This is a genomic window from Streptomyces termitum (assembly GCF_014650175.1).
GTDB classification, from domain to species: domain Bacteria; phylum Actinomycetota; class Actinomycetes; order Streptomycetales; family Streptomycetaceae; genus Streptomyces; species Streptomyces termitum.
This window is the reverse complement of sequence record NZ_BMUL01000010.1, coordinates 27,699-39,369: the sequence shown is the minus strand read 5'-3', so window position 1 is coordinate 39,369 and position 11,671 is coordinate 27,699. Positions and strand designations below refer to the sequence as shown.

Here is an 11,671-nt window from a genome sequence, read left to right as displayed (position 1 = left end):
GGGCCGGGCGGGCCCCCATCATGCCCCACCCCCTCCGCCGCCCCCACCACGGAGAAGCACCTGACCTGCGCTGATACACGGCTGATGCACGATCGCGCGGCAGCCGCCGCACAGCGGGGCCGCCCGCCGGGGAAACCGGTGGCGCGCCGCCCGCCCCGGCGGCCATCATCACCGGATGAGCGACGTCACCCTCTCCGACGGCACCGTCACCCTCTCCCCGCTGCGCGCCGACGACGTCGGGCCGCACCTCGCGGGCGAGGACGCCCTGCTCGTCCGGTGGCTCAGCGGCGCCCCCAGTACCCGGGAGGGGGCCGAGGCGTACTTCCGGCACTGCCGGGAGCAGTGGGCGACCGCCGGACCGCTGCGCGCCTTCGGCATCCGGACGGCGGGCGGCCCGGACGGCGGCCCCGTCCTCGCGGGCACCATCGACGTGCGGTTCTCCGCCGCGGGCCTCGACCCCGGCCAGGTCAACGTCGCCTACGGCCTCTACCCGTCCTGGCGCGGCCGGGGCCTCGCCACCCGCGCGGTCCTGCTGCTGCTCCCGTACGTCGCGCGCGAGGGTGGCCGGGAGGCCGTCATCAAGGTCGACCCGGGCAACCCGGCCTCCGCCGCGGTCGCCCGCCGGGCCGGCTTCACCCCCGCCGGCCGGGCGCACGACCCGGACGGCGTCCTCTACGACCGCTACGTCCGCGACCCGCACGCCACCGGCTGACCCCGCCGCTCAGCGCGGGTCCGCCCGGATCGTGTCCCGGGACACCAGGACGCCGCCGGACCAGCAGAGCCGGTAGAAGTCGACCTGGTGCAGCAGGTCGGGCCCGGACCGGTACGCCTCGCAGCGGGCACCGGCCGGGGCCGGGGCGGCGCGCACGTGGTCGGGCGGGTACGGGAAGGGGCGGGCCGGGAGCAGCGGGGCCAGCTCGGCCCGGGTCCGGCCCGGCTCCAGCCGGTCGTACCGGTGCGGCGGCAGCACCCCCGTCGTCAGCTGCCGGGCCAGATAGCCGGCGGCCGGCACGAAGAACGCGGCCGCCGCCAGCGGCGCCACGAGGGCGAGGGCCGAGCGGCGGCGCGCGGTGCGCCGCGCCTCGGCCAGCCGCCGGGCGGACTCCGGCGCGGCCCCCGGGTCCGGGAGGGCCGCCGGGGCGCGCCGGCCCGGCGGCCGGTGCGGGAGCACCGCGCCCACCCGGAACCCGCCCCGGTACGGTTCCGTCCGCAGCGATCCGCCGAGCACCGACACCCGCTCCCGGAGCCCCGTCAGCCCCCGCCGCCCGCCTTCGGGACCGGCCCCGGCGGCGGCCCCCGGCGGCGGGGCCCCGTTGACGACGCCGACCCGGGTGCGGTCGGCCTCGTGGACGATCTCCACCCGGACCGGGGCGCCCGGCGCGTGCTTCACGGCATTGGTCAGGGCCTCCCGCACCACCCGGTGGATGCCCCGCTCGACCAGCGGTGAAAGGGCCGGCACCGGGCCGCGCCGCTCCCAGCGCACCGGCACCCCGGAGGCGACCGCCCGGCCGAGCAGCTCCTCGACCGTCTCCGGGACGGAGGTGTCGTCCCCGCCGGGCGACGCGCGCGGCTCGTGCAGGACGGCGACGGTCTCCCGCAGCTGTTCGACGGCGTCCGCGACCGTCCCGCGCAGCTCGGCCAGGTCGGCGCGGTCGCGCGCGGTCAGGTCGGGGGAGAGCTCCAGGGCCCCGGCCCGCAGGGCGACCAGGCTCAGCACGTGACCGAGGGAGTCGTGCATGTCGGCGGCGATGTCGGTCCGCTCGGTCAGCCGGGCCCGCTCCGCGACGAGGTGCTGGCGCTCCTCCAGGCCCACCGCCAGCCGCCAGCCCTCCCGGACCAGTTCACGCCGCCCGCGCCAGTGCCGCCCGGCCAGCCACGGCGGCAGCAGGGCGGCGGGCAGCACCGTCAGGGCGTAGAACCACCACACGGGCTGCACCCGCAGCACGGCGCAGACCGCGACGGCGAGGGCCAGGCAGGCGGCGAGCACCAGCAGCGGGCCCCGGGCCGCCGCGACCCGCGCCCCGAGCAGGAAGCTCAGCACCGCCAGGGACAGGACCTGGGGGCCGGCGGGGGTGACCGGGTCGGCCAGGCCCAGCGCGCACAGCCCGCCGGCGAGGAGCACCGCCGCGCCCGGCCGCCGGCGGGACAGCGGCACCGCGACCGCCAGGACGGCCGACGGCAGCAGCAGGTCGGGGACGAGCGAGGCGGAGTCCGTCTCCAGGAAGCCGTAGCCGGTGACGGCGGTGAGCCCGGCCCACAGGGCCGCGTCCGTGAGCACGGGCCGGGACGGGCGGGGAAGCGGATGCCGCATGGGCCGTGCCTTCCGGTCGGTGACGGGGGACGCTCCGTCGATTCTCCGACGCCCACCCGGACACGCCTCCGGCCGGGGCCGGGTCTCCGCGCGGAGCGTCTCAGGCGTCCGCGCGGTGGAGGGCGTACCGGCCGGCCAGGTGGGCGGCGGCGGCCCAGGCGGCGACGATCAGGACCGCCGTCACCGGGCCGTACGGGGCGCCGCCCGCCCCCGCGCTCACGAAGTGGCCGCCCGCCCCGTACGGCAGGCCGTCCACGACGGTCGCGGCACCGAGCCCGAGGAGCGTGCTGGGCACCGCCCACAGCAGGGAGACGAGGACGGCCAGCGCGCCCGCCGGGTGCCGGGCGGCGAAGGCCACGCCCACCGTGAGCACGGCGACGAGCGCCTGGTACACGCCCACGGCGAGGACCTGGCGGGCCGTCGTGCCCGCGTCGAACGAGGCCCGCCCGTCGAACGCCCCCCAGGCGACGGCCGTGCCCAGCACGGCGCAGACGGTCCCGCCCGAGAACGCGACCCCGGCCGCCACCAGGGCCTTCGCCGCCTGCACCCGGTGCCGCCGGGGCGTCCACAGCAGGGTCGCCCGGATGCTCCCCGTCGTGTACTCGGAGGTCACCGCCACCATCGCCAGGACGGCGAAGGCGAACTGGACGAGGACCACGGAGGAGGCCGCCGCGTTCCCGACGGGCTGGACCGGGTGCCCGTTGATGCGGGCGATCGCCCCGTAGTAGTACGAGAACACGCCGGTGACCACGAGGGCGGCCAGGAGGCAGAGCCCGGCGGACCGGACCGACCACAGTTTGCCCCACTCGGAGCCGACCGTCCCCGGGAAGGCGGGGGAGAGGAGGGGGAGTCTCATGCCCGCTCCTCCCCGTGCCCGCCGCCGGTGCCCGCCGCGTACTCGACGCTGTGCGCGGTCAGTTCCATGTACGCCTCCTCCAGCGACACCCGGACGTCGCGCAGGCCGTGCAGCCGGGCGCCGCACCGGTGGGCCAGGTCGCCGACCTCCGCCGCCGTCCGGCCGCCGACCGCGAGGGAGCCGTCAGCCGCCGCCTCGACGCTCACCCCGCCGAGCGCCGCGAGCCCGCGCGCCAGCGCCGCCCGCTCCTCGGGGTCGGGCACCGCGACGCGCGCCGACGGGGGCGACGCGGAGGCCAGGAAGTCCGCCATGGAGGTGTCGCTCAGCAGCCGTCCCCGGCCGATGACGACCAGCCGGTCGGCGGTCAGCTCCATCTCGCTCATCAGGTGGCTGGAGAGGAAGACGGTGCGGCCCCGGGCCGCCTCCTCGCGCACGAGCCGCCGGATCCAGCGCACGCCCTCCGGGTCGAGGCCGTTCACCGGCTCGTCCAGGACCAGCACGGCCGGATCGCCGAGCAGGGCGCCCGCCACCCCGAGCCGCCCGCTCATCCCCAGCGAGTAGGTCCCGGCCGGCCGGCGGGCCGCCGCGCCCAGGCCCACCGCCTCCAGGACCTCGTCCACCCGGCGGACCGGGATGCCGCCGGCCCGTGCCTGGGCGACCAGGTGGGCCCGGCCGGAGCGGGCCGGGTGGACGGCGCGGGAGTCGAGCATCGCGCCGACCGCGCGCAGCGGCCGGTGCAGCTCCGCGTAGGGCCGGCCGCCGATCAGGGCCCGGCCCCGGGTGGGGTGGTCCAGGCCCAGGACCATCCGCAGGGTGGTGGACTTCCCGGCCCCGTTGGGACCGAGGAAGCCGGTCACGAGCCCGGCCCGGACGTCGAAGGTCAGGTCGTCCACGGCGAGGGTGCCGCCGTAGCGTTTCGTCAGTCCCCGAAGGCTGATCACAGGTCTCCTCAGCGGTCGTCCGCGGCCCTCCGCCGCGGGACCACCGACGCTAGGAGCGGGCGGGGCCGGTGCCCACCGGACGAAGGGAAGGAGCGACCCGACCTTCGTCGGGGGTGCCCGCCCGCCCCGGGGCGGACCCGCCGGGCCCGCCGCCGGCCGTAGGCTCCTCGCATGGAGGACGAGACGACGGGCGGGCGGCCGGTCCGGGTGCTGGTCGCGGACGACGAGGCGATGGTCCGGGCCGGGGTCCGGGCCATCCTGGCGCGGGACCCGCGGGTCGAGGTGGTGGCCGAGGCGGGCGACGGGCGGGAGGCCCTGGAGCTCGCGCGCCGGCACCGGCCGGACGTGGTCCTGCTGGACATCCGGATGCCGGGCCTCGACGGGCTGGGCGCGGCGGCCCGCTTCCACCGGGAGCTGCCCGGCGTCGGGGTGATCGTGCTGACGACCTTCGGCCAGGACGCGTACATCACCCGGGCGCTCGAAGAGGGCGCGGACGGCTTCCTGCTGAAGGCGGACGATCCGAGGGAACTCCTCGACGGGGTGCGGGCGGTGGGCGCCGGGGGCGCCTATCTGTCCCCGCGCGTCGCGGCCCGGGTGGTCGCCGGGATGCGGGCGCACCGCTCGGCGCACCCGCACCGCCCCCTGGACCGGCTGACGGAGCGGGAGCGGGACGTGCTCGCCGGGGTCGGCGCGGGCCTGTCCAACGCCGAGATCGGGGACCGGCTGCACCTGGTGGAGGGCACGGTGAAGGCCCACGTCAGCGCCGTGCTGACGAAGCTGGGCGTCCGCAACCGGGTGGAGGCCGCCATCGCCGCGCACGAGGCGGGCCTCCTCCCGCCGCGCGGCGCCTGACGGCTGCGGCGGGCCCGCGGGGGGACGGCCGGTCAGCCGCGCGGCACGCACGGCTCGCAGCAGGCCGGGGCGGGTTCGACGCAGACGGCCACGGAGTCGGTGTTGTCGGAGGGGTCGGGGTCCTTCTCGGCGGCGGTCGCGGTGGCCGTGTTGACGGGGCGTCCGGTCCGGGTGGCCTTGGCCCGCAGCACGAGGGTCGCGCGGGCGCCGACCGCCAGTTCGCCGACCGTCCACCGGCCGGTCGCGGGGTCGTAGGAGCCGGCGGAGGGCTCGGCGGAGAGGAAGGCGAGACCGGCCGGGAGGCGGTCGGCGACGGTGACGCCGGTCGCCCGGTTCGGGCCGGAGTTGTGGACGGCCACCCGGTAGGTGACGGTCTGGCCGACGGTCACGGTGGTGGCGTCGGCGGACTTGGCCACGTCCAGGTCGGCGGCGGGCCGGACCTCGGTGGCGGCCTCGTCGGAGGTGGCGGTCAGCGCCTCCGGGGTGGCCCCGAGGCGGTTCTCGTAGGCGGCGGTCGCCGTGTTGACGACCCGGGTCCCGGCGGTCTCCAGGCCGAGCACGACCCGGTACTCGACGGTCGTGCCGCCCGGCAGCGCGGCGGTGTTGGCGAGGCTGCCGCCCTGGGTGGCGGAGGCGCCGGTGCCGAGCCGGAAGACGACCGTGCGGGACTCGGGGTCGTACGCCGCCTGGTCGTCGCCGTCCCGGTCGGTCTTCGCCCCGGCGTTCGGCCCGTCGACGATCCGCAGCGAGCCGGGCACGTAGGCGGTGCCGGGCGGCAGCACGTCGGTCAGGACGAGCCGTTCGGCGGCGCCGCCGCCCTCGTTGCGCGCGGTGACGCGGTAGGTGACGACGTCGCCGACGTCGAGCGGGCCGACGGGGATCGCCGTCTTGGCGAGCACCACGAGCGGGGCGGTGCCGAAGAAGACCCCGTCGAGGAAGTTGCCGATGCCCTGGTTGCCCCCGGCGGCGGAGACGGAGCGGAAGGCGAAGCGGGTGGTGGTCTGCCCGGCGGGCACGGTGTAGGTGCCGGTGTAGTGGCCCCAGGCGGTGTTCCCGTCGCTGAAGGTGCGCTGCTCGACGGCCCGGCCGGGAGCGCCGATGTCCAGGGCCATGGTGTCCTGCCCCAGCCTGCCCCGGTGGGAGAGCCGCCAGTACAGCTTGGTGCCGGGGGAGGTCGGCAGGTCCTGGTAGAGCGTCGAGACCTGGTTGGCGTTGAGTTCGGCGAACTGCTGCCCGTCCGTCGAGGGGACGCCGTTGAAGCCGGAGTGCCACAGCTCGATCAGGTGGTCCGTCGCGGTGGTGAGCCACCCCGGGACGCGGCCCGGGGCCTGGGTCTGGGAGGCGTCCGGGAGGAGCGCCATGTCGGTGACGGCCGGTTCCTCGAAACTTCCGTTGACGAGGGCGACCCGCAGCGGGGTGCCGGGAGGAGTGCTCATGCTGACCTCTCCAGTCGGTCGACGGTCGGTCGACGGTGCGCCGTGGTCCCGCCGGCCGTGCCGTCCGGGGCGCGGACGGCACGGGGGAGGGCGGGGCCGGGAACGCCCCGTAGCTCAGCACTCCGCACAGGTTCACGTAAAGTCGCGGCGGAGGGGTCCTGGCCACTATCGGCTGGAAGGTTTGGGCACGCCGTCACCCTGTGTCGCGGCCCCGTCGCCTGGCAGGGCGTCTCCGGGGGCGCCCCGCCCGCCCCGTACGCCCCAGCGGTTCCTCGCGTGCCACCTGTACTGGCCTGATGACACCGCCGTCTGACGGAACCTCGCCATCGCGCGGGGCGAATTTCCGCACATCGCGTTGACGGACGTACGGGATCGTTCCGCGACGGCCGGGAGGCGGCCCCCGCCGCACCGGTCCCGGGCGGTGAACAGATCCGGCCATGCCTGAGAACGTGGCGAACCGTCAGGATCGGTGCGTACCGCACCCCGTGGGAGGGGTGGTCCCGGTGGCGGTGGAGTCCTCGCGGAGGGGGCCGGGGGTGGGTCCCGGGCCACGGGCGAGGCGTGCGGCCGCCGTTGCGCGCGCGAAAGCCCGGCGCCGCCGGGGGAGGGCGCGCCGGCCGGGGCGGAACGCGGCGAAGACCGAGGGCACGGCCGGGAATGCCCGCTCCAACCTCCGGTACTTTGCGGACCCTTGACTTCCGTATGGCAACGCCTTGCAGCAAGCTTCCGGCGGCGCCGTCGTGCCCCGGGGGTGCCGTGCCGCGCGCGGTCCGGGGCCGATGGGGCGGGGTGCGGGACGCGGACGCGCGTAGAGGGGCCGAAAGGCCGCCTTGCCGCGCCGTGCCGGGGCGCCGAGGATTCCCTCAACTGTTGACAGGTTCATGGCGATCATTGCCGTACGGTCCCCTCGTCCCCCCACAGCGAACCCGGCCACCCCCCACTCCACGGCCCACCCCACAGGGCCCGGCCGGGCCGATCCGTCCGAACCGGGCCGCCCCACGGCCCACCCACCCCCACACCCACCGGAGGACACCGTGCACCGTCCGTCCCGTCCCGGCAGGCTCCCCCGCGCCACCCGCGCGCTCGCCGTCGCCGGAGCCCTCGTCGCCGCCTCGGCCCTCGCCGCCCCCTCCTCGTCCGCGCAGCAGCCCGACGCCTCCCGCGCCTCCGCCGCCGCCCTCGCCACCGTCAGCGACGCCGTCCTCGACGCCGACGTCCCCGGCACCGCCTGGTACACCGACCAGACCACCGGCAAGGTCGTCCTCACCGCCGACTCCACCGTCTCCGCGGCGGACCTCGCCGCCCTCCGCAAGGCCGCCGGCACCGGCGCCACCCACCTCGAGGTCCAGCGGACCGACGGCAGGTTCGACAAGCTCATCGCCGGCGGCCAGGCCATCTACGCCGGCGGCGGCCGCTGCTCCCTCGGCTTCAACGTCCGCAGCGGCAGCACCTACTACGCCCTCACCGCCGGCCACTGCACCGAGATCGGCAGCACCTGGTACACCAACTCCGCCCGCACCACCGTCCTCGGCACCCGCGCCGGAAGCAGCTTCCCCGGCAACGACTACGGCCTCATCCGCCACTCCAACGCCTCCGCCGCCGACGGCCGCGTCTCCCTCTACAACGGCACCTACCGCGACATCACCGGCGCGGGCAACGCCTACGTCGGCCAGTCCGTCCAGCGCAGCGGCAGCACCACCGGCCTGCGCGGCGGCACCGTCACCGGCCTGAACGCCACCGTCAACTACGGCGGCGGCGACATCGTCTCCGGCCTCATCCAGACCAACGTCTGCGCCGAGCCCGGCGACAGCGGCGGCGCCCTGTTCTCCGGCACCACCGCCCTCGGCCTCACCTCCGGCGGCAGCGGCAACTGCTCCTCCGGCGGCACCACCTTCTTCCAGCCCGTCACCGAAGCCCTCAGCGCCTACGGCGTCAGCGTCTTCTGACCCCGTGCCACCCCCGCCCGGGCGGGCGGCCGCCCCCACCGGCGGCCGCCCGCCCCGGCCCGTCCGCACCCCGCCCAAGGAGGCACCCCGTGAAGGCCCGTTCCGTCCTCGCCGCCCTGGCCCTCGTCCTCGGCGCGCTGTTCGCCCCCGGGATCGGCGCCCTGTCCGCCACCGACGCCCACGCCGCCACCAAGATCAGCCACGCCACCGCCACCTCGATGTTCCGCTCCTCCGGCATCACCTGGTCCTCGTCCGGCGGCTGCTCCGACCGCAATGTCCCCACCTGCACCTCGTTCGAGCAGCTCAACCTCGCCACCGCCCAGGGCGCCCAGACCCTCAGGAGCGCGAGCGGCTGCGCCCTCACCATCACCGGCGGCACCGAGACCGGCCACGCGAGCGGCACCTACTCGCACTGGAACGGCTACAAGCTCGACTTCGGCAAGGCCACCTGCCTCACCACCTACGTCAAGAACACCTTCACCTACATCGGCGTGCGCGGCGACGGCGCCCCGCAGTGGAAGTCCGGCGCGGGCAACGTCTACGCCGACGAGGGCAACCACTGGGACGTCACCTTCTACAACTGCGGCGGCTGCTGACCCCGCCCGCCCCCGGCCGTCTCCCCACCCGGACTACCGGGCGGAGACGGCCAGGGCCACGTCGTCGTCGGCCCCGCCCACGATCAGATACCGGGGCGCGAACCCCTCCGGCACCACGAAGCACATGCGCGACACCGGCGCGGGCCGCACCGGCACGTGCCCGTCGAAGCCGCCCGGCGCGGCCCCGCACTCCCCGGCCGCCAGCAGCGCCGCCCGCCCCCGCCCCTCGCCGACCAGCTGCACCGGCAGATACGCGGCCGCCTCCCGCCCGTTGCGCACCACCACCTCCGCCACCAGCACCCGCAGCCCCGCCAGCCGCCCCGGCGCACCCGCCGGCGCGCCCTCCGCGAGCGGCCCGCCGACCCGCAGCGAGAACCCCCGCACGTCGGCCGTCCCGCCGGACGGCACCACCGTCCCGGGGAAGAACTCCGGCGCGTCGTAGATCCCCATGCCGTCCAGCGTCCACGGCCGCCCCTCCGACCCGCCCGGCCCGAAGAGGGTCAGCCCCGCGAGGGCCGCCCCGGCCACCGGCACCGCGAACACCGGCAGCCGGCGCACCGGACCCGGCAGCGGCAGCCGCCGCGCGGCCGCGTACACCCGGCGCCCGTACCGGCACGTCACCCCGACGACGACGCCCGACACGGCGAGCAGCACGACGATCCCCCCGTGGGTGTGCAGATCCGCCTCGCCCCCGGGGCCGCGCACCGCGAGCGGCCGGCCCGTGACCCGGGACCGGGTCACCACCACTGCGTCCCCCAGCCGGAACGGCCGCAGGATCCCGCCGGCCTCGCCCAGCGGCACCGCGCGCCCGTCCCCGGTCAGCGCCTTCACCGCGGGCGACTCGGGTCCTCCGTCGTCACCGCCCCCGTCGTCCGCGTGGCCGATCACCGCGCTCTCCCGCACCACCGGCGCCACGGCCTCCACGCCCCAGACCGCGAGGAAGACCGCCACCACACCGACGGCCGCCAGCCACAGCAGCGCCGACGCTCCCACGGCCCGGTCCCGCTCCGCCGCCCGGTCCTTCCCCGCCCCGTCCGCCCCGCCCGTCCCGTCCACCACGTCCCCCATCGCCCGCACGCCCCTCCCCCGACAGCACGCCGCCCCGACGCTACGCCACCCGCCGGGACGCGGTCACGGGAACGCCCGGCGTCCGGAACATGAACCCCGGGCGCCGGAACGCGCGGAGGCCGGGGCGGCACCGACCGCCCCGGCCTCCCCGGTGCCCCGGCACCGGTCAGACGTGCTGCTCGTCCTCGGGGACGCTCACCAGCCAGCGGGTCTCCCGGCGCGGACGCAGGTACAGCGCCCAGTACAGGGTGGCGACCGCGGTGATCCCGCCGGTCCACAGCAGGTACTCCGTCTCCTGCATGGACAGGACGTACGCCAGGACCAGGATCAGCAGCGCCGGGACCGCCGGCCACAGCGGCATCCGCCAGGCCGCGACCTCGCGGTGCGCGCCGCGCCGGCTGAACAGGGCCGCCACCGAGACCAGCAGGTACATGCCGGTGACGGAGACGCCGGTCACGCCGTACAGGGTGTCGAGGTTGACGAAGCAGAGGGCCGCGCCGGGCACGCCCACCACCAGGGTCGCCACCCACGGCGAGCCGAAGCGGCCGAGGCGCGACAGCGCGTCGTTGACCGGCCGGGGCCACGCCTTGTCCCGGGCCGAGGCGAACAGCACCCGGGAGTTCTGGATGACCATCACGATGCCCGCGTTGATGATGGCGAGCGCCACGCACAGGCTGATGAAGGTGCCGACGGCCGAGTTGGACCAGGCGGTGATCATGCCGCTGATGTCGCCGCCGGTCAGCGCCCCGAGGTCGTCGGCGCCCAGGGTGATGGCGACGACGGGCACCAGGATGACGGCGGTCGAGATGGCGAGGGTGGCGAGCACCGTGCGGGCCACGCTGCGGCGCGGGTTCTCCAGCTCCTCGGAGAGGTAGACGGCCGTCGAGAAGCCCTGCGTGATGAAGAGGGCGATGGCCAGACCCGAGACGACGAGCGCGCCGGTGACCAGCGAGGACGTGCCGTCCCCGGTCGCGACCTCGCCGTGCAGCAGCGCCCCGGCGCCGCGCTGGGTGTGGGCGAAGCCCAGGATCGCGACGATGCCGGCCGCGATCACCTCCAGGACCAGGAAGATCCCGGTGATCCAGGCGTTCGCCCGCAGGTCGAGCAGACCCGCCAGGGTCGCAAGCAGCATGACGCCCGCACCGGCCAGCGGGGCCGGGATGTGCACCAGCGGCGCCAGGTAGTCGGCGGTGCCCATCGCGATCACCGGCGGCACGATCATCACCACGAGCAGCGACAGCACGAAGACCAGCCAGCCCGCGAGCCGGCCCGCCAGCGTGGAGACCATCGCGTACTCGCCGCCCGCGCTGGGGATGAGGGTGCCCAGCTCCGAGTAGACGAAGGCCACGCCGACGCAGAGCAGCGAACCGATGGCGATGGTGAGGGCGGTGAAGGTGCCGACGCTGCCGAACAGGTCGGGGACGACCACGAAGAGGGTCGAGGCGGGGGTGACGCACGAGAGCGTCAGGAGGGTGCCGCCGACGACACCGATGGAGCGCTTCAGTTTCTGCGGAGCGGGGCCGGTCTGCGGGGCCAGGGCGTGGGGGGCGCTGAGGGTGTCGGTCATCAGGCGGTTCCGATCGATGCGTGCGGTGTTTCCGAGCGGGAGCGGTATCGCCTCCGGGGCGTCCGGTGATGTGAGGGGTGTTCGCGGCTCCCAGGGCT

10 protein-coding genes are annotated in these 11,671 nt (G+C 76.5%); 4 read left to right on the top strand and 6 right to left on the bottom strand.

The genetic code is table 11. The features are described from left to right. Positions 1–175 precede the first annotated feature (175 nt). Complete coding sequence (locus IE219_RS19650; RefSeq protein WP_189979223.1) at positions 176–712, top strand: GNAT family N-acetyltransferase; 537 nt, start codon at positions 176–178, stop codon at positions 710–712. Positions 713–721: 9 nt separating this feature from the next. Here the strand turns inward: IE219_RS19650 and IE219_RS19645 are convergent, their stop codons facing one another. The 3 genes from IE219_RS19645 to IE219_RS19635 form a co-directional block, all read right to left on the bottom strand. Beyond that, complete coding sequence (locus tag IE219_RS19645; RefSeq protein ID WP_189979221.1) at positions 722–2,311, bottom strand: sensor histidine kinase; 1,590 nt, start codon at positions 2,309–2,311, stop codon at positions 722–724. A gap of 100 nt (positions 2,312–2,411) precedes the next feature. Beyond that, positions 2,412–3,167 (bottom strand): ABC transporter permease, encoded by a 756-nt coding sequence (locus tag IE219_RS19640; protein ID WP_189979219.1) that lies wholly within the window; start codon positions 3,165–3,167, stop codon positions 2,412–2,414. Then, positions 3,164–4,108, bottom strand: a complete 945-nt coding sequence (locus IE219_RS19635; RefSeq protein WP_189979217.1) for an ABC transporter ATP-binding protein — start codon at positions 4,106–4,108, stop codon at positions 3,164–3,166. Before IE219_RS19635 ends, IE219_RS19640 begins: the two co-directional genes overlap by 4 nt. A 171-nt stretch (positions 4,109–4,279) precedes the next feature. Between IE219_RS19635 and IE219_RS19630 the strand changes: the two genes are divergently transcribed. Beyond that, positions 4,280–4,960: a response regulator gene (locus tag IE219_RS19630; RefSeq protein WP_189979215.1), complete on the top strand. Its 681-nt coding sequence runs from the start codon at positions 4,280–4,282 to the stop codon at positions 4,958–4,960. 32 nt (positions 4,961–4,992) lie between these two features. Here IE219_RS19630 and IE219_RS19625 read toward each other — a convergent pair whose 3' ends face one another. Then, positions 4,993–6,396 carry a CLIPPER-2 domain-containing protein gene (locus tag IE219_RS19625; protein WP_189979210.1) on the bottom strand — a complete coding sequence of 468 codons (1,404 nt, stop codon included), beginning with the start codon at positions 6,394–6,396 and terminating at the stop codon, positions 4,993–4,995. A gap of 1,034 nt (positions 6,397–7,430) precedes the next feature. Here IE219_RS19625 and IE219_RS19620 point away from each other — a divergent pair. Together IE219_RS19620 and IE219_RS19615 are read left to right on the top strand one after the other, a co-directional pair. Beyond that, positions 7,431–8,342, top strand: coding sequence for a S1 family peptidase (locus IE219_RS19620; RefSeq protein ID WP_189979209.1), 912 nt, complete (start codon positions 7,431–7,433; stop codon positions 8,340–8,342). Positions 8,343–8,431: 89 nt separating this feature from the next. Next, positions 8,432–8,938, top strand: coding sequence for a hypothetical protein (locus IE219_RS19615; RefSeq protein ID WP_189979208.1), 507 nt, complete (start codon positions 8,432–8,434; stop codon positions 8,936–8,938). A gap of 33 nt (positions 8,939–8,971) precedes the next feature. Here IE219_RS19615 and IE219_RS19610 read toward each other — a convergent pair whose 3' ends face one another. Together IE219_RS19610 and IE219_RS19605 are read right to left on the bottom strand one after the other, a co-directional pair. Beyond that, positions 8,972–10,015, bottom strand: coding sequence for a hypothetical protein (locus tag IE219_RS19610; protein WP_189979207.1), 1,044 nt, complete (start codon positions 10,013–10,015; stop codon positions 8,972–8,974). 157 nt (positions 10,016–10,172) lie between these two features. Then, on the bottom strand, positions 10,173–11,573 hold the full coding sequence (locus IE219_RS19605) for an APC family permease (protein ID WP_189979205.1): 1,401 nt from the start codon (positions 11,571–11,573) through the stop codon (positions 10,173–10,175). Between the last annotated feature and the right edge of the window lie 98 nt (positions 11,574–11,671).

Excerpts from the sequence above, each read along its gene's own strand:
- IE219_RS19650 (WP_189979223.1), top strand. The coding sequence starts at position 176 with ATGAGCGACGTCACCCTCTCCGACGGCACCGTCACCCTCTCCCCGCTG.
- IE219_RS19640 (WP_189979219.1), bottom strand. The coding sequence starts at position 3,167 with ATGAGACTCCCCCTCCTCTCCCCCGCCTTCCCGGGGACGGTCGGCTCC.
- IE219_RS19630 (WP_189979215.1), top strand. The coding sequence starts at position 4,280 with ATGGAGGACGAGACGACGGGCGGGCGGCCGGTCCGGGTGCTGGTCGCG.
- IE219_RS19625 (WP_189979210.1), bottom strand. The coding sequence starts at position 6,396 with ATGAGCACTCCTCCCGGCACCCCGCTGCGGGTCGCCCTCGTCAACGGA.
- IE219_RS19645 (WP_189979221.1), bottom strand. The coding sequence starts at position 2,311 with ATGCGGCATCCGCTTCCCCGCCCGTCCCGGCCCGTGCTCACGGACGCG.
- IE219_RS19605 (WP_189979205.1), bottom strand. The coding sequence starts at position 11,573 with ATGACCGACACCCTCAGCGCCCCCCACGCCCTGGCCCCGCAGACCGGC.